Source organism: Mesorhizobium sp. LSJC269B00, from assembly GCF_000502815.1.
GTDB lineage: Bacteria > Pseudomonadota > Alphaproteobacteria > Rhizobiales > Rhizobiaceae > Mesorhizobium.
The window spans coordinates 1-17,558 of record NZ_AYVN01000023.1; the positions used below are offsets into that span (position 1 = coordinate 1).

Here is a 17,558-nt window from a genome sequence, read left to right on the forward strand (position 1 = left end):
TGACAATAGCAGTGTCGATGATTTGCGGGCGCGAAGATCCTGCAAACTTATTTGAAGGTTTTGTTGCAAGTAGGATTGGCCAGCTGCTGGTCAGTCTACGAGATTTGGAATTGTCCCCAAGAGGGACGGATTCCGAGAAAATCCTGCCCACTTTCTGGGAAAACGCAGGGTGCCGACACCGATTGTCGGCTTTGTCGAGTCCGGGACACGGTGGCGGTCGGCTTCGCTGCTGATGCGCTCTCGTTTAGAGCTTTGAATAACCTGTAGAACTCTTTTTCTGGCGCTCCTACTTCTCAGTTGGCACGGCTTTTGAACCTCCTTGTAGCTAGGCAACAGGAACTGCCGGCGACGGGTTGGAGAAAGCGCCCGGCGTATTTTCCAAGCACTTGGCCAGAGGAAGCCTAATGGACGAGAGGATGCCTTCCCCGGCGGATGGTGAAACTCAGGCGCGCTGCGCGCGGCTTTGGGGGAATTCACAGAGCGATGCGCGGTCGGCACGCTGTGTTCGCCGAGGGTCTTCTAGAATGAGATGGATTGTTGTGGGCGACGTGAACGGCGGAAAGGCTGTAGCATGAGCCGCTTCGTGGGGAAGGTCGCCCTGGTGACGGGAGCCAGCAGCGGCATTGGGGCGGCAATCGCCGACAGGCTTGCCGGCGAGGGAGCCAGAGTCTTTGCGGTTCAGCTTGAGAAGGCCTGCCGTATAGAAACGATAGTCGCGGACCTTTGCGACCCCGACGTTCCGGCCGTGATCATTGACGATGTGGTTCAACAGGCCGGCAGGCTCGATATCCTCGTCAACAACGCTGGGCGCATGGCTGAAGCGAAGATAGATGAGACGGGGCTGAACGAGTGGCGACGCACAATGGCGCTCAACCTTGATGCTCCTTTCCTGCTGATCCGTCGCGCCATGCCTCATCTTCGAAAAAGCCGCGGCGCGATCGTCAATATCGGCTCAATTGAGGGATTGGCGTCCAACCCGGGGCACGCGGCCTATTGCGCCTCGAAAGCAGGGCTGCATGGCCTGACGCGTGCCGTCGCGGTCGATGGTGGGCCAGACGGGGTGCGTTGCAACGGCGTAGCTCCTGGCTGGATCGATACGGATCTCAATGTCAATTTCATGGCCGCGTTGACCGAGCAGGCGCGGGGACGGCTGGGTGCCATTCATCCGTTGGGTCGAACCGGCCGGGTTGAGGAAGTCGCGGCTATGGTCGCATGGATTGCCTCCGACGAAGCTGCATTCGTCACCGGCCAGATCTTTGTCGTGGATGGGGGCCGCACTGCCAAACTAAGTCTTCCATGAAGGTAAGTCGACTTCCGAAGGACCTCGGACCGGCGGTGTGGAAAGCAATTCTCCGGCGGAGCAGGAGCGGAGGACGGTCTCGCCTTCGATTGGCGGGATCATCGGCGCCGGCTTTGCGGAACCTCTCGCACAGCTCTCATCAGAGCTTCGAACGACATGAATCGGCGCCCAAACGTGTGCGCGATCGACCTGCTGATACGCATCGGGCGGGCTCATGCGACTACGACCACACGATCGCGGAGCGCCCTTTACCCGTCGCCCCCAGCGACGACTCGAAGACCAGCCATCCGGGTGTTCATATCGGTATTGTTGGTGCCGGCCGCCGCGATGCGTATCAGAACTTCGTCTAGTTTCGGGTGTATTTCGACTGCTCGCACGCCAAGGGCGGCGCGTGCGGCACCGCTCCCCATCAAGGCCCTGGCAAGCGGACACGTGAGAAATGCTCTTTGCCCTCGATGTGCGGCTGACCAACTTCGGCTTGATGCTCCATGACGATAAGACGCGGCTGGTCGAGTTTGGCGCGGTTCGCGGCACCCTCGCATCAGCGGGCGAATCGGGACAGGCCGGTTCATCGACGGAAGGGAAGCGCCTAACGCAAGCTTAAGGCGTTGCATCAGGAGATTAGGCGGCTAATGCACTGGCCACGCCGTTCTGCGTGAACAATGCGGCTAACACGGCAGGCCTCACAACTATCTATTCTAGACTAGCGCTCAGCGGGTTCTACCGGGAAGTGTGTCGGACATGGCTACGGTGCCTGAGACCGGCGTAGCCAGAAAGCCGGCGCATGAGCTGGTCGGAGTTCGAAACCCTGACAGCACGCTTCCGGATGCCAACTCCAGGCATTACTCGCACTTGGGCGCAGGCCGCCGGGAGCTGTGAGGACGAAAGTCGAATGGCTCAGTTACTCGACCGGGACCTATCGACGTGCGGCGCCTGGCGTCTTACTGACCCTTCGAAAGGCATCACCCTTCCGTCATACTCAGCCACCTCTCTTGCAGGGAATGCGTTGCGGACGCAACTAACGTGTTGCAAAGGAACCGCTGCTGGGTAATCTGCGATCTGCTTAAGCCAACTCGTGACAGTCTCGCTCCCGCCGCCGATGTGTGGCTAGCAAATCCTATCATCTCGATATTGTGCGGGTGGCCTCAGCACTGTTGGGGCTCAACGACGCTAGCATCCAACCAAATCCTCTGAAGCCCGCTGCAAGCCTCCGAGCGAAAATACTCGACGTGCGCAAGGTGGCGAGGGAGAGACTGTTGCATAGCCCGCCCCCATTTTCGGCAATGACGTTGGATCTCAAGATCGTGTGACGCGCCGTGGCCGTTGCGCCTACCGGCCGCGGTGTCGTGGTCCCTCTCCTGCAATATCCGCAGTCAACTCCATCCGGTCAAACAAAGTCACGCGGAATGTCTTTTGACCATGATCTGTCGAAGATGCGCTCGCCGTTTGCGTAACCGCCGAAATCGATCTGGAGGTGGAAGGTCGAGTTGGTAGCTGTCATAACTGTCCTCCCTTCAACCGCCGTCTGCCAAGTGCCGCGGCCCAGCTCATAGCGTTCGTACACTTCCGTGCGGGCTGTCGAGGGATCGCTTTCGGCGACCGAATAGAACATGTATTTGTCATGGCCAACAACGGTGCCGATGGGATCGAGACGCACGGAGCCGTCGTCACATTTTACTGTGACGGTGACCTGTCTCCGCAATATGTCCATGCGAACGAACCGCTCAAGATTGCCGGGTTTGACTACCGTCGTCGGCATCGACGGAGATCCTTCCGCTGCGCCAAACGCCGGCAACTCATGGTCACCTGGCTGAGGCATTCTGACCGGTAGATGCAGACGGCTTGCATGCGCATATATCCCCAATGTGGCGCGCTGCGGCGCGGGAAATGCAATCGGCCAATATGCGGTGGAAACAGACAGCCGGATCCGGTGCCCGGGCGGGAAGGCATAGCCGATCTCATTCATCGCGAGGCGGATGCTGTATGATTTTCTAGCTTCCATCGGCTGCAGGTTTTCGTGACTGTCGCGGTGCGACAGGTTGAGCAGGCCGTATGTCACTCGGGTGACTTCGCCCGATGGGCTGACATCGGAAAGACGCACCGCCAGGATCGCCGTCGGCTTATCGCAAGTAATCTCCAATTCGAGAACAGGCGACCCCAGGATCGGTGTGGCTTCCGTTAGGGGATGGCTGTCAAAGATTAACGAGCCCCCATCATCCCACCGCTGATCTAGCGGCATCTCTGGACCAACTCTCGCCAGCCCATAGGCGCACCACTCACCGCCCGCGATTCCGACCGTCGCGGGCGAGCTGATTTCAAGAGTGGCTCTCGGCAGCGGCTGCTCGCCCAACATGCCAGCGCCAAGGCGGTAGACTCGTGAGGATACATGCGGAGACGGCCAACTGGGGTCCGCGACCCAGTGTCCCGGCCGCTCCTCATAATGCGCCGCGGGCTCCGCCCTGTCCAAAATCCAGCTACGCAGCATCGGTTCCTGCATGATGCCGGTATCCTTGGCCTTCAACCAGTGATCCCACCAGCGGAGGCATTCCTGCAGGAAACCGATGGCGGGACCTGGGACCCCCTCATGAGGGTATTTATGACCCCACGGCCCAATCAGCCCTCTCCGTGGCCCCTCTAGCTTCGAGAGAAGCCGGAATATGGCGTTGGAATAGCCATCTGCCCATCCACCGACGGCGAAGACCGCGCAATCAATTGCGCCGTAATCTTCGCAGACCGAACCATGTTTCCAGAAATCATCTCGGCGCTGATGCGTGAGCCAATCAATCAACGCCGGCCGGGCATTCTCCAACCGCTTCATCCACATCGCGCGCCAGTGGTCCTCGCCAACAATTTCGGGATCTGGCGACTGAGCCATGCGCACAAAACACGACGTCCCCCAAACCAATGTATCGTTGAGAACGCATCCGCCCATGTAGTGCGCATCATCGGCGTAACGATCGTCAGTCGAGCAGGTCGTGATAATCGCCTTCAGACCCTTGGGCTGGCGCGCCGCGACTTGCAATGCGCTGAACCCACCCCATGAGATGCCGATCATTCCCACACTGCCGCTGCACCAAACTTGCCGTGTGATCCAGTCGATGGCCTCGACAGCATCGTCCTGTTCTTGCTTGACGTATTCATCCTCGAACAGGCCCTCGGAATCGCCGGTGCCCCGGATGTCTATACGGATGCTCGCGTAGCCATGCGAAGCGAAATAGGGATACATCCGTTCGTCCTCTAGAACGGTGCCATCACGTTTGCGGTAAGGGATGTAGTCGACAATTGCTGGAACCGGGTTGGATGTCGCATCCTCCGGGAGCCAGATCTTGGCAGCCAATCGTGTTCCGTCGGATAGCGGAATCCAGACATTATCCACTAACGTGACGGGTAGCGGTCCGAGGCCGGTCTTCATATTTGACCGTCGATGTTGGCAAATTTCCGATTTTCCATGGTCGAGACCTATTTATTCAGACGCACCACTTCCCACCGGTCGAAAACCTGACATTTCCACCCGAACCGGTCGGGCAATCTCTCGCTCAAGTGTAAAGGCTCGTGGCGGCGAGTTGACGCCTTCGAACGACGTGCGCCTGACTCCAATTCGACTTTAGGTCACTCTTCTTATGCGAAGACGCCTTGCCGGACAGCCGAAATTAAGTCAACCGGCTGATTACTTATTGTGTACTTTGCTATCCAAGCGGTCTGCTTTCGGCAGCCCTGTATCGCCGTGATCAAGCGCTGCTCGGATGAGTGATTGTGGCTTCTCCGAACCCATTTGTGGCTGTTGAGCGGGGGAGAGATAGCGGCCGCACGTCAGTCCACAGTTCCAAGATGTGTCTGTTCGAAGAGCGGCTGCGCGCATTGAGGCGCTTTGCTGGACAGTGAGGCTAGGAAGAACGAGAGCCTTCCTTGAGCACCTCCACCATCGAAGATGGCGTGTGCCTGGGGCAGCCGCTGTGGCGCCCTGGATAATCTCCAAGCTCGACGACTTGGCCAAGTTGGCGCAGCTGATGCGAACCACGGCGCTTGGGACGGCCGCCAGACACTCACTGCGAGCTAGTCAGTTTCCTGCTGCCCACGAGCGACACCCGGCTAATACCTGAACCGGTTAATTGGGCAGACAAGCTCGTGGTCTGTGCCGCAAATGAGGGGCTGCGCTCAGAAACGGTGACCTCTTGACACATCCGAATGCGATCCAAAATCGCGAACTTCGCGACCCTGCTGAAGGCGTCAATGGATCCCGACCCGCGAGCCGCGATCGATGGACTCCCTGACGCCGGGACGTATGAGCTCGGGGAGTCGACGAAAAGTCACCTTGCGATTGAGATTATTTCGACTGTGACGCGGAGACGTGGGTTCTATAGTCGACGCAATAAGTAACGGAAGCGACCCGCTGCAAGCGGAAATTCGCCAACTGAAAGGGGAATGTTTCGTGAAAGCTATGATAGGCGGGGTGAGCCGCCGTGTGTTCCTCAAAACCGGTGCCGCTCTCTGCGGGGGTATCGTCGCTGCCGGCATGCCCTTGTCGCAAGCCGTCTGGGCAGCCGAAGGCAAGGTGCTCAAGGTGCGCGCCGTTGCGGAACTCAGCAAACTCGATCCCGGCTTCTACACAGGAGTCCAGCAAGTACAGGTGATGAACTGTATCTATTCGAAGCTCATTCGCTATAAGCCCGGTTCCGAATGGGCCTGGGAACTAGAAGCGGCAGAAAAGATCGAACAGGTCGATCCGACGCATATCCGCTTCCGCCTGAAGAAAGGCATCAAGTTCACCGGCGGTTACGGCGAGTTGACCGCCAAGGACGTCAAATTCTCCTTTGAGCGAGTCATTAAACTCAATTCGCCGGCGAAGCCCGATTGGGGTCCGCTCGACCGTGTCGAGCTCGAGGATGATTATACGGGCGTCATCGTATTCAGGGCGCCGTTCGTGCCGGTTTGGAACATCGCATTCCCCTATGGAGTCGGCCATATAGTTTCCGAAGATGCGGTAGTGAAGGCAACCAAGGATGGCGGTGATTTCGGCATGAAGCCGCCGGCTTTCTCCGGCCCGTATGTGCTTGCCGACTGGAAGCGGAACCAGTATTTGCTCTTGACACGCAATCCGGAATGGTCAGGCCCGAAGCCGGGTTTTGACGAAATCCGCATCTTGCCTTTGGCTGACGTCAAGACGGCAGAACGCGCCTACCAGGCGGGCGACATCGGTTTCACTGGTATCAGTCTGGATTCGCTTGCGACGTACAAGAGCAATCCGCCCGCTGATACCAGGGTCGAGGAACGGCCCTCGCTCCATTACCTATGGATCGGGATGAACATGGATCATCCGAAGCTGAAAGACATCAATGTTCGTAAAGCGATTCAATGGGCAATCAATGTGCCGCAGATCCTGGACGCTGCTTATTCTGGCCAGGCTGACGTGGCAACAGGTACCATTCCTCCAGGTATTGTCGGGCACCGTACGAAGGCACTCGTCCCACCAGAAGGCGATCTCGCAAAGGCAAAGGAGTTTCTGGAAAAGGCCGGCGTGAGCGATCTAGCGTTGAGGATAGACTGCTCGAACGATAGCACGTTTTCGACTATCGCCCAGACGGTGCAGGCCCAATTGTCGCAGATCGGCATCACGCTCGAGGTCAATGTCCAGGATCCGGGCTCCTTCTGGACTCTCGGCATGGAATCGGAGGGCGAGCAATGGAAGGACCTGCAGCTCACCGTAATGTGGTTCGATGGTCTGCCGGACCCGCATTACATGACGTCGTGGTTCGTGCAAGATCAAGTGGGCCTCTGGAACTGGGAACGCTTTCGCAGCGGGCGTTTCGACGAGCTCAACGCCAAGGCGCCCACCGTCAGCGACCCGGAGGAGCGCGCCAAGCTCTATTACGAGATGCAGGACCTGATGGAGGAGTCCGGCGCCTATCGGTTCTTGACCCATGAGGGCAATCCACTCATGTATCGCACCACGCAAATCGAACCCGCAACCCGTCCGGACGGGGATCCGCTGTACCTCGATTTCAAGCCGATTTAGCGTTAGGGGACGGGAGCATGTGGCTCTACCTCCTCGAGCGGGTTGTCCTCGCGGTCACAATTGTTGTGATCGCGGTGACGCTTGTGTTCCTGATGATTCATGCGGTGCCGGGTGACCCCGCAGCGGCCCTACTCGGCCCACGCGCCACGCCGGAAATGAAGGCGCAACTCCATCAGCAGATGGGGCTGGACAAACCGCTACTCGTGCAGTTAGCTAGCTTCTTCGGCGGGCTGCTCAGCGGCAATCTCGGTTTTGACGTGTTCAGCCAGAGACCTGTCGCCGACATCGTGTTCGATCAATTGCCTTACACGATCGAACTGGTCCTGGTCTCGATCTTATGGGCGGTCTTGGTTGCCGTGCCGCTCGGCTGTTACTCGGCCATGAGGCGTAACGCTGTGATCGACCAAGTCGTTGGGGTCGTGGCGGTCGCCACGATTGCCATTCCTTCGTTTGTAATGGCGGTCTACGCACTTCTGATATTCGCTGTCATCCTGGGCTGGCTGCCAGCGATCGGGGCCGGAGAGGGTATTTCGGACAGCATCGTCCATCTCATTCTGCCGGCCTTCGCCATTGGAATTGGCTGGGTTGGCTATATCTCGCGACTGGTGCGGGCATCCATGCTCGAGATCCTGGGTGAAAACCATCTACGAATGGCTCGCTCCTTCGGAATTTCGGAATGGCGCATCGTTACGCGTTATGCGCTGCCCTTGGCAATCCTACCGACAGTAACCATCCTCGGCGTGGGCATAGCGTGGCTTCTTTCATCCGCTGTTTTTACCGAGGTGGTCTTCGCGAGGCCCGGCATCGGCGCGTTGATCGTGAACGCTGTCAATACGCGCAACTATCCGGTCGCGATGGGAGTTGTGCTCGTCACAACCTTTCTCACGGTCGTCGCAACAACGGTCTCCGATCTGATCGCTGCAACGCTTGATCCTCGAACCCGCGAGAGCCTTTAGCATGGCGAGCGTTGAATCCATCCACTTCGAAGCCAATAAGGGGGGGGCCCTCAGCGCGTTTCGTACCTTCCTACGGCAATTGCGCAAGAACCGTCTGGGCGTACTTGGAGCCGTGCTCGTAGTGCTTGTGTTCGCGAGCGCGATCTTTGCTCCCCTCTTTATTACACATGATCCCACTCGCATCATGGTCGGGCCGCGTCTGGCCGACCCTTCGCTAAATTTTCTCTTGGGCACAGATCAACTGGGCCGTGATACATTCTCGCGCGTCATCATTGGCGGCCGCATCCCACTGCTTGTCGCATTCGCCTCTCTCGGCAGTTCACTGGCAGTCGGCCTCGTGCTTGGTCTCATCGCAGGGTTCGGGCCGCGCTGGCTCGACAACTTGCTTCTGGTGTTCTTCGATACAATCCGCTCCTTTCCCGGAATTATCTTTGCGCTGGCTGTCATTGGGCTACTTGGACCCAGTCTGGGCAGCGTCATTTTCGTCATCGCAATAACCTCCATGCCTATCTATGCGCGCGTCGTGCGCACCCAGACAGAGGCGCTTCGCAACAGCGAATATATTGCCGCGGAGCGCAGTATGGGCGCCAGCACGACGCGCATCCTCGCCGTGCACGTAGTGCCCAACGTTATCGGGCCGCTCCTCATTCTAGTCAGCATGGATGTGCCGGCTGTCATCGCCGTAGAGGCAGGTCTCAGTTTTCTCGGCTTGGGCGTGCGCCCACCGACTCCTGATTGGGGGGCTATCCTCAACGATGGATATAACTATATCAATCTGACGCCCTGGTTGGTCTTTGCCGGCGGCATTCCAATCGTCCTCGCAACGCTAGGTTTTACATTCCTGGGTGAGGCGCTTCGCGACATATTCGATCCCAAGCTGCGGAAAGACCTATGAGACGCGAGGATCCCATATCCCATACGACCTCCCGGCCGCTTGAGATCCGCGGCCTCGATCTCGATTTCGGTACGCCGCGCGGGCGTATTCATGCGCTGCGGAACATTTCGCTCGATGTGCCAGCCGGACAGGTAGTTGGCATCGTCGGGGAAAGCGGTTCCGGAAAATCGACGCTCGCCTATGCGGTGTTGGGCCTGCTTCCCGAAAATGCAGATGTCACAGCCGGCAGCATCGTGTTCGAAGGGCGAGACCTGCTCAAAATGTCCGCTCCAGCGCGTCGGAGTCTGCTTGGTGACCGTCTTTCGATGATTTTCCAAGATCCGATGACCGCACTCAACCCGGTGCGGACAATCCAGAGCCAGATGATCGACATTCAGCACCACGAACAAAGCAGCCGGAGCGAAAAGCGCGGTCGTGCCATCGACATGCTTAACCGGGTCGGAATTCCCGATCCGCAAAGTCGGATCGCTGCCTATCCGCATCACTTCTCAGGTGGCATGCGTCAGCGCATCTGCATCGCCATGGCGCTACTTGTGAGACCGGCGCTCCTCATCGCCGACGAGCCGACCACTGCCCTTGATGCAACGCTGGAAGTGCAAATTATTCATCTACTCAAAGATCTGCAGAAGGAGATCGGTTGTTCGATCCTCTTTGTTTCTCACCATCTCGGCGTTGTGGCTGAGCTGTGCGACCGGGTCGCCGTCATGTATGCGGGCGAGGTGGTGGAGCAAGGGGCGGTACGGGACATCTTCCACAATCCTGCTCACCCCTACACCCGCGCGCTGCTTGAGTGCGACCCGGGGCGGATCAGAAAAAAGACACGCACTTTGCCGACCATTCCCGGTGAGGTGCCGAGTCTCCTCGGTGGCAAGAGAGGATGCATCTTCCGCCAGCGGTGCCCCCAGGCATTTAATCGCTGTGCGCAAGAGAACCCGGTCGAGTACCGCATCGGCGTGGACCAAGTCGCCCGATGCCACCTTCTGGGTGAAGAGCGGCTGATTCCGGCATGACTGCGTTGCTTCGCGTCCAGGATTTGCGCGTCCGCTTCCGCACTATGAGTCCGCTGAAGGCACTTGCCACCGGTACAAAAGCACCCTTTATCGACGCAGTATGCGGTGTTTCCTTTGAGATCCACAACGGCGAGACATTGGCCCTTGTCGGCGAAAGTGGCTCGGGCAAATCCACTGTTGCGCGCACGATAATCGGCCTGCAGCGGCCTGTGAGCGGCAGCATCAGCTTCGATGGACAGGAAATTGAGAAGCTTACGGAGGCCGAACGCAAGCCTTACTTGCGGCGCATGGCGATGATGTTCCAGGATCCCATCGGCTCACTCTCGCCCAGGTTGACCGTCCAATCGCTTCTAACTGAACCTTTCCGGATCCATAGATTAAAGGATCGCGATGCCGGAAGCGAAGCCGAGCGCTTACTGCGCATGGTCGGCTTGCCGGCGGATTTTGCTCGCCGCTATCCCCATCAGCTTTCCGGAGGTCAGGCCAGGCGCGTGGGTATCGCGCGGGCTCTTGCGCTCAAACCCGATTTGATCATCGCCGATGAGCCGACTGCGGGCCTCGATGTCTCGGTACAGGGCGAGGTGCTAAACCTGCTCGCGCGGCTTCAGGATGAACTCGGCATGGCGATCCTGATCATCTCGCACAATCTCAACGTCGTGCGCCACATGACCGATCGCATGGCGATCATGTATCTAGGTCGTTTCATTGAGATCGGCTCGACCGCGCGTATCTTTGAGCACCCGCGTCATCCCTACACGGAAGCGTTGCTATCGGCCAACCCGGAGCCAGACCCGGATGCCGTTCTCAATCGCATCGAACTCAAGGGCGAGGTCCCCAGCCCGATGAAGCGGCCAGCTGGCTGTGAGTTCCACACACGTTGTCCTCACGCGCAGAACATATGCAGCTCCGTCTTTCCCGAACCGTCAGCAAGCCGGGACGACGCGGACCACAGCTTCAAATGCCATTTCCCGCTGAAGCATGAACCAGCTGCAGTTTAAGGAACGATCTCTCCAATGAAGCTAAGGGAATACGCAGAGCACGACGCCACCGGTCTGGCCTCTCTCGTGAACGGGGGCGAGGTGACTGCTGTGGAACTGACGCGTTTGGCCCGCGAAGCCCACGACGAGGTCTATCCGCGCATCAATGCCGTAATCGAATTTTATGACGACGCTGAGACCGTTGCTGGCGGGGATGCTGGGCTCTTCAATGGTGCGCCATTACTTCGCAAGGTGACGGATCACTACTGAAGCTGGCTGCCTCCAGGAAAAAGGAAGTCGGCCTTATAAGGGCTATCGTCTCGATACCGACAGCTATTTCTTTCGTCGGGCCCGGTTGGGTCCTTGAGACCACCATGGGTGCCATTCAACGCTCGGGTCTTTCCGCTGTAGAACTCCTCGTCGAAGCCGCTCAGCTTGAATAGGTTGAAGTCTGCACCCTACGGCCCCTTGCTGCAGACGATCCGGGTGAAGTGGCCAGCCGACACGTCCATGGAGCTGCATCGCGCGGCGGCAAGACAACGGTCTCGACCAAGTTCAAATCGTCGCGCTGCGCGCGATAGGTCGAAAAGCGGGCGCGGCAAGGGATCGACCGGATAAGAGTATCGTCGGGTTTAGCCAAAACGAGGGAACCGGACCGGTCATCCACCCAGTAACGTCAAACCAATCAGCGGACGAATCCGCAAAAAAATCGCCTGTCGATTGACTTTAATTCGAGTGCTCAGATGGGCCCTTTTCTGTAGCCTACGGCGTGCGTGAATTGAACATTCCGGCTGAAAGTCCAACTCTTTCACACGTCTTACAATGCAAATATACAAAACTGCAATCGGCAACCAATACTGGGGAGGTTCGGATGGGGTATTTTACCAAGCATGGCAAGCCGATGCCTAAGCTCTTCGACTGTCTCGCCGAGGAAGCAAAAAAGGGCGGATTGGATCGGCGCGAGTTCCTGGCGTTGGCTTCCATCTTTGGTGCGTCGACAGCTATGGCGTACACGATGCTGGATACAATGCCGCCAGCGCACGCCCAAGAAGCGCCTAAAAAAGGCGGAGCTCTGCGAATATCCATGTTGATCTTTGGTCCGAAAGACCCACGTCTGAGTGATTATCCGCAACTATCTAACATCTACCGCCAGTTCCTCGAACCTTTGGTCAAGTATACTACTGAATACACCTTTGAACCCAGGCTTCTTGAGAGTTGGGACACGAATGACGACGCGAGAGAATATGTCCTGCGACTGCGGAAGGGCGTCAAGTGGAACAATGGCGACGACTTCACTGCGGATGACGTGGTGTTTAACCTGCTGCGCTGGTGTGAAAGGGACGTGCCTGGGAACTCAATGGCCGCGCGCCTGGCCACGCTCGTTGATGAAAAGACGGGCAAAGCAATAGAAGGCGCCATTACAAAAGTTGACGACCACACGATTAAACTCAAGCTGCCGAAACCCGATATTACGATCATTCCGGGGTTTGCCGATTACCCTGCGCTAATCGTTCACCGTGACTATGAAAAGAATGGGTCGGATATCGTTGCGCATCCGGTAGGTACGGGACCATTTGAACTAGCGTCCTACGACGTCGGCCAAAAGGCCGTCCTGAAGCGTCGAACAAACGGAAGCTGGTGGGGCGGTGAAGCCTACCTGGACGAGGTGCAATTCATTGACTATGGCGGCGATCCGTCCGTCGTTCAGAGCGCCTTCGAATCAGGTGAAATTGACGCGACGTATCAGACGTTCGCAAATTATGTCGGCGCCCTTGATGATATTGGCCTGGTGAGATCTGAAGCGAAGACGTCGACGACGCTAGTATGCCGCACCAGGGTTGCTACTAGGCCGTACGATGACCAGCGCGTGCGCAATGCTCTGCAGTTGGCAGTCGACAACAGTGCTGTGCTACAAATTGCTGCCAATGGCTACGGCGCCGTTGCTGCGAATTATCATGTAGCGTCACTACACCCCGAGTATTACCCGGTACCGGAAAAGAAGCGGGACGTTGAGGCTGCCAAGCGCCTTATGAGCGAAGCTGGGCAGATGGATTTCGAACACGAGATTATCACTAGTGACGAGGAATGGCATAAGGATACGGGCGATGCGATTGCCGCGCAGTTGCGCGAGGCCGAATTTAAGGTGAAGCGCACGGTTTTGCCCAGTAGCACTTTTTGGAATGGATGGTTGAAATACCCTCTTTCGATAACAAACTGGAACATGCGCCCCTTGGGTGTTCAGGTGTTGGTGCTTGCCTATCGCGGTGGCGCAGCATGGAATGAGACGGCATGGTCAAACCCCGAATTCGATAAAAAACTCGATACGGGATTGACGATGCCCGACCCAGAGAAGCGCAAGGGGCTCATGAAGGATATTGAAACGCTCCTGCAGGATTCTGGCATCATAATACAGCCTTACTGGCTTACCTTGTTCAATCATTCTACAAAGCAAGTTAGAGGCTACGCAATGCACCCGACATTCGAGATCGACCTCGGGAAGGTTTGGCTCGACGAGGCTGCATGAGAAACTGCTGGTATAATCATGGGAGCTTCGTCGGGCACGACGAAGCCCCTGCATCTGGGTGCCCGCGGAAGCGCCGTTCGCTGGTCGCGGGGCCTTCCAGCTGCGAGTTCCACACGCGTTGCCCGTTTGCATAGCCGGTTTGTGCGAGCGAGGTGCCGCCGCCCGTGACCATCGGCGCCAGCCGGTTGACCTGCCATTTCCGTTGAACATCGAAGCTCCTGCCGCAGGCGCGAGCGCATAGAAGGGTCTCATCATGTACGATACCCGCGTCGTCTCCGACTTCCCCCGCAAAGTGCGGGAGATCGAGAATATCTGGATCCCGATGCCGGACGGCGTGAAGCTCGCTGCCCGCATCTGGTTGCCGGAGGACGCTAAGGCAGACCCGGTACCTGCGATCCTGGAATACCTGCCCTACCGCAAGCGTGACGGGACGGTGGAACGCGACGCGCTCACTCATCCCTATTTCGCCGGCCATGGCTTTGCCGGGGTGCGCGTCGACATGCGCGGCTCAGGCGATAGCGAAGGCGTTTGCAAGGGCGAATACCTCAAGCAGGAGCAGGACGACTGCCTGGCGGTGATCGAATGGCTCGCGAGCCAAACCTGGTGCTCGGGCAGCGTCGGCATGATCGGCATCTCCTGGGGTGGCTTCAACGGCCTGCAGGTTGCCGCCCGCCGCCCGCCGGCACTCAAGGCTGTGATCTCGCTGTGCTCCACCGACGATCGCTACAATGATGACTGCCACTATCTCGGCGGTGCGCAGATGTGCAGCAATTTGTCGTGGGGCGCGATAGCCTGGACGATCGCCATGACCCCGCCCGACCCCGCGCTCGTCGGGGAGCGCTGGCGCGAGATGTGGGAGCAGCGGCTCAACGGCAACGGCATTTGGCTGCAGGATTGGTTTGGACACCAGCGCCGGGACGATTTCTACAAGCACGGCTCTATCTGCGAGGACTATTCCGACGTCGACGTTCCTGTCTACGCCGTGAGCGGCTGGGCGGACGGCTATCCCAACCCGGTCTTCCGCATGCTCGAGAACCTGCCGGGACCTCGCAAAGGCTTGATCGGTCCTTGGGGCCATAAGTATCCGCACTTCGCCATACCTGGGCCACGGATTGGGTTCCTCCAGGAATGCCTGCGTTGGTGGAACCGCTATCTAAAGGACATCGATACCGGCATCGCCGACGAGCCCATGTTGCGCGCCTGGATTCAGGATCCGGCGCATCCCGCGCCGCTCCACGAAGAGCGATCTGGGCGTTGGGTGGCAGAGCACTCCTGGCCCGCGCCGGGCATTGTCGAACGCCGGCTAGCGCTTTCACCGGGCCGTCTTGCAGAAGGGCACGGCAGCGACGCAGTCCTCACGATCTGTTCGCCGTCCACCGCTGGGCTGTCATCCGGTGCCTGGTGCGCCGAGGGCATGACGCCGACGCTGCCGGTTGACCGGCACATGGAAGCCGACAGCGCGTTGGTGTTCGAAACCGAGCCTCTTGGCGAGGCGGTGGAAATTCTCGGCTTCCCGGAGTTCGAGGTGACACTCGCCTCTGATAAGCCGGTGGCAATTCTGTCGGCCACGCTGTCGCTCGGGCTGGAAGACGGCGCAGCCGTGCTGGTCAGCTATGGTGTCCTGAACTTGACCCATCGACACGACGACCTTGAACTGGCACCGATGACGCCGGGCAAACCCGAAACGGTACGCATGAAGTTGCGTTGCTGCGGACAGCGCTTCGAAAAAGGACAACGTATCCGGCTCGCTATCGCTACCGGCCATTGGCCTATCGTTTTTCCTAGTCCGGAGAGGGCAACTCTCTCGATTTATTGCGCCGCCAGCAACCTGATCTTGCCGGTACGGAAGGCGAATGATCTGGATGTCAAACTGGCGCCTTTCGCGGAACCCGAAGGCGCGCGGCCCATGGCACGGGAGGTCATCGGGCCTGGTGAACCTTCGCGTCAAGAGATCACAACGGATCAGGTGACCGGCGAAACAACGTTCCGCCTTTCGAGCGACACGGGTGCCGTGCTGCACCCGCACAGTGGTTTGATTGTTTCCGCAAAGCACACTGACACATTCACCGTGCATCCGGACGACCCGAATACGGCGCGCGGAACCTGTATTTGGGAGAAGTCCTACGCCCGCGACGACTGGAAGGTTCGCATCGCGGTCTCCGCCACCGCGCGTGCCCTGCGCGACGTATGGCGGATCGAGACACGCATCGTCGCGCATGACGGTGAGGAGGTTGTCCTGGAACGCGACGAGGTCAAGGACTTCCTTCGCGATCTCAATTGACCGGTAACGATGCCCTTCCTGCGCGGGACTGCTGGTTCGTACGAGACCGTCCAGGGATGTGCTGACTTACGACCGTGCGGTTTCTACGCTATTTTCTAGATGTTTAGTCCCAAGGTTTGATGGGTTGGATCGAGCCTGAATCGTTCGGCTCTTTTGTCCAGATTTTGCAGATGTATTCAAAGGGCCTGAGGCCCTTGAGGGTCTTCAGTCGACGGCCGAAATTATAGGCTAAGACGAAATCGGCGAGATGCTGGCGCAGTTGGTCATGGCTCTCGTAGTAGAAGCGTTTGACGGTCGCATCCTTGATCGTGCGGTTCATGCGTTCGACCTGGCCGTTGGTCCATGGGTGCCTTGGCTTTGTCGTTCGGTGGTCGATATCGGCCTTGGCGCAAGTATGTTCGAAGGCGTGCGCCCATATGATTTCTCCCGCCGCCATGGCTTCCTTGATCAGCGGAACGGCCGAGCCGCCGGCACCTGGGGTCGTGAACTCAATGCCGTTGTCGGTAAGCACTGTGTGGATCTTGTAAGGGACAGCATCAAGAAGATGGCGCAGGAAATCGGCGGAGACCGCTGTCGTTGCCTTCTCGTGCAGCTCGACGAAAGCGAACTTCGAGGTCCGATCTATGGCCACGAACATATGCAGCTTGCCCTGCTCGGTTCGGACCTCGGCGACGTCGATATGGAAGTAGCCGATTGGATAGGCCTTGAACTTCTTCCTTGCCGGCTTGTCGCCCTCGACATCCGGCAACCTGCCTATCCCGTGACGCTGCAGGCAGCGATGCAAGGATGACCGCGACAGATGCGGGATCGTCGGTTGGAGAGCATAGAGGCAATCGTCCAGTGGCAGCAGCGTATAACGCCGAAAGGCGACGATGACCGCCTCTTCCTCAGTCGATAGCACTGTCGACTTCGGATCTCTGGGGCCAGTCGGAAGATCGGCGGCCGACGTCCGGTTCCTCCACTTCCTAACCGTCTTCTGATTGATGCCGTAGCGCTTCGCCAGCGCCCTCAGGCTCTCTTGACTATGCTGTATCGCTCGACGGATCGCCTCTGTCGTCGTGGCGCTCCCATGAAGAACCTGGCCCATAGCGCATCCTTTGATTCGGACGAAAAGTATGCGCCATCAAAGCCTGGGATCAAACATCTAGTTCAAGCGGACGTGGCGTCCGTGGCGGAGCATCGATCTCAGCCCACATCCGTCTATCGCTCGCAACCTCCTGGGATCTACTTGAGGAACATGCCGGGGTATCGCGTCACACGCAGGCGCTCTTGATGCGTTCGGCGAGCCGCACGTAACCGCCCGTCATAAGGAATGCTGCCGAAGGAGGGATGGTGAAGCGATGCAACTGCGTTCTGACTGCATCAACCACCTGCGGATGCGAATGTCCGACCGCAAGCGCGCCCATGCCGCCGATGAAATCGATACATCCGCGGCCCTCCGTGTCCCAAATCTCCGCACCTTGGGCGCGTTCCGCGCGTACCGGAAACGCACATGCAACGACACGCGGCAGCGCGCTCTCACGTCTCGCCTGGAGTTCCGCGCTCGATCGTGCCATCATGCTGCCAGACACTCCCCTGTACAAACACGCCTTGCATCGGCTG

General features: G+C 58.4%; 12 protein-coding genes and 1 pseudogene. 10 read left to right on the top strand and 3 right to left on the bottom strand.

Annotation, left to right across the window (positions count from 1 at the left end; all coding sequences use genetic code 11):
• Positions 1 to 571: 571 nt before the first annotated feature.
• Positions 572 to 1,300: an SDR family NAD(P)-dependent oxidoreductase gene (locus tag X771_RS136570; RefSeq protein WP_023690512.1), complete on the top strand. Its 729-nt coding sequence runs from the start codon at positions 572 to 574 to the stop codon at positions 1,298 to 1,300.
• 439 nt (positions 1,301 to 1,739) lie between these two features.
• Positions 1,740 to 1,904, top strand: a complete 165-nt coding sequence (locus X771_RS1000000168495) for a hypothetical protein (protein WP_023690514.1) — start codon at positions 1,740 to 1,742, stop codon at positions 1,902 to 1,904.
• A 783-nt stretch (positions 1,905 to 2,687) separates the two neighbouring features.
• Here the strand turns inward: X771_RS1000000168495 and X771_RS136565 are convergent.
• Positions 2,688 to 4,637: a CocE/NonD family hydrolase gene (locus X771_RS136565; protein WP_245262827.1), complete on the bottom strand. Its 1,950-nt coding sequence runs from the start codon at positions 4,635 to 4,637 to the stop codon at positions 2,688 to 2,690.
• Positions 4,638 to 5,738: 1,101 nt separating this feature from the next.
• Between X771_RS136565 and X771_RS136560 the strand changes: the two genes are divergently transcribed.
• The 8 genes from X771_RS136560 (at position 5,739) to X771_RS136525 (ending at position 15,956) form a co-directional block, all read left to right on the top strand.
• Positions 5,739 to 7,313 (top strand): ABC transporter substrate-binding protein, encoded by a 1,575-nt coding sequence (locus X771_RS136560; RefSeq protein ID WP_023690517.1) that lies wholly within the window; start codon positions 5,739 to 5,741, stop codon positions 7,311 to 7,313.
• A 17-nt stretch (positions 7,314 to 7,330) separates the two neighbouring features.
• Entirely contained in the window at positions 7,331 to 8,269 is a 939-nt protein-coding gene (locus X771_RS136555; protein WP_023690518.1) for an ABC transporter permease, read from the top strand.
• A gap of 1 nt (position 8,270) precedes the next feature.
• Positions 8,271 to 9,164, top strand: a complete 894-nt coding sequence (locus X771_RS136550) for an ABC transporter permease (protein ID WP_023690519.1) — start codon at positions 8,271 to 8,273, stop codon at positions 9,162 to 9,164.
• Positions 9,161 to 10,174, top strand: a complete 1,014-nt coding sequence (locus X771_RS136545) for an ABC transporter ATP-binding protein (RefSeq protein ID WP_023690520.1) — start codon at positions 9,161 to 9,163, stop codon at positions 10,172 to 10,174. The genes X771_RS136550 and X771_RS136545 overlap by 4 nt, the downstream gene beginning before the upstream one ends.
• A complete protein-coding gene (locus X771_RS136540) occupies positions 10,171 to 11,172 on the top strand; it encodes an ABC transporter ATP-binding protein (protein WP_023690521.1) in 1,002 nt (333 codons plus the stop codon). Before X771_RS136545 ends, X771_RS136540 begins: the two co-directional genes overlap by 4 nt.
• A 15-nt stretch (positions 11,173 to 11,187) precedes the next feature.
• The gene (locus tag X771_RS136535) at positions 11,188 to 11,421 is read left to right on the top strand and encodes a hypothetical protein (RefSeq protein WP_023690522.1); all 234 of its coding nucleotides are present in this window, start codon (positions 11,188 to 11,190) and stop codon (positions 11,419 to 11,421) included.
• 601 nt (positions 11,422 to 12,022) lie between these two features.
• On the top strand, positions 12,023 to 13,675 hold the full coding sequence (locus X771_RS136530; RefSeq protein ID WP_023690523.1) for an ABC transporter substrate-binding protein: 1,653 nt from the start codon (positions 12,023 to 12,025) through the stop codon (positions 13,673 to 13,675).
• A 253-nt stretch (positions 13,676 to 13,928) separates the two neighbouring features.
• Positions 13,929 to 15,956, top strand: coding sequence for a CocE/NonD family hydrolase (locus tag X771_RS136525; protein WP_023690524.1), 2,028 nt, complete (start codon positions 13,929 to 13,931; stop codon positions 15,954 to 15,956).
• 95 nt (positions 15,957 to 16,051) lie between these two features.
• On the opposite strand, the pseudogene X771_RS01000000165570 reads toward X771_RS136525, so the two are convergent.
• Positions 16,052 to 17,043 (bottom strand): annotated as a pseudogene (locus tag X771_RS01000000165570) (IS481 family transposase).
• Positions 17,044 to 17,209: 166 nt separating this feature from the next.
• A complete protein-coding gene (locus X771_RS0135420; protein ID WP_031203368.1) occupies positions 17,210 to 17,515 on the bottom strand; it encodes an aminotransferase class III-fold pyridoxal phosphate-dependent enzyme in 306 nt (101 codons plus the stop codon).
• Between the last annotated feature and the right edge of the window lie 43 nt (positions 17,516 to 17,558).

Excerpts from the sequence above, each read along its gene's own strand:
- X771_RS0135420 (WP_031203368.1), bottom strand. The coding sequence starts at position 17,515 with ATGATGGCACGATCGAGCGCGGAACTCCAGGCGAGACGTGAGAGCGCG.
- X771_RS136535 (WP_023690522.1), top strand. The coding sequence starts at position 11,188 with ATGAAGCTAAGGGAATACGCAGAGCACGACGCCACCGGTCTGGCCTCT.
- X771_RS136530 (WP_023690523.1), top strand. The coding sequence starts at position 12,023 with ATGGGGTATTTTACCAAGCATGGCAAGCCGATGCCTAAGCTCTTCGAC.
- X771_RS136555 (WP_023690518.1), top strand. The coding sequence starts at position 7,331 with ATGTGGCTCTACCTCCTCGAGCGGGTTGTCCTCGCGGTCACAATTGTT.
- X771_RS1000000168495 (WP_023690514.1), top strand. The coding sequence starts at position 1,740 with ATGCTCTTTGCCCTCGATGTGCGGCTGACCAACTTCGGCTTGATGCTC.
- X771_RS136545 (WP_023690520.1), top strand. The coding sequence starts at position 9,161 with ATGAGACGCGAGGATCCCATATCCCATACGACCTCCCGGCCGCTTGAG.
- X771_RS136560 (WP_023690517.1), top strand. The coding sequence starts at position 5,739 with ATGATAGGCGGGGTGAGCCGCCGTGTGTTCCTCAAAACCGGTGCCGCT.
- X771_RS136525 (WP_023690524.1), top strand. The coding sequence starts at position 13,929 with ATGTACGATACCCGCGTCGTCTCCGACTTCCCCCGCAAAGTGCGGGAG.
- X771_RS136570 (WP_023690512.1), top strand. The coding sequence starts at position 572 with ATGAGCCGCTTCGTGGGGAAGGTCGCCCTGGTGACGGGAGCCAGCAGC.
- X771_RS136550 (WP_023690519.1), top strand. The coding sequence starts at position 8,271 with ATGGCGAGCGTTGAATCCATCCACTTCGAAGCCAATAAGGGGGGGGCC.
- X771_RS136540 (WP_023690521.1), top strand. The coding sequence starts at position 10,171 with ATGACTGCGTTGCTTCGCGTCCAGGATTTGCGCGTCCGCTTCCGCACT.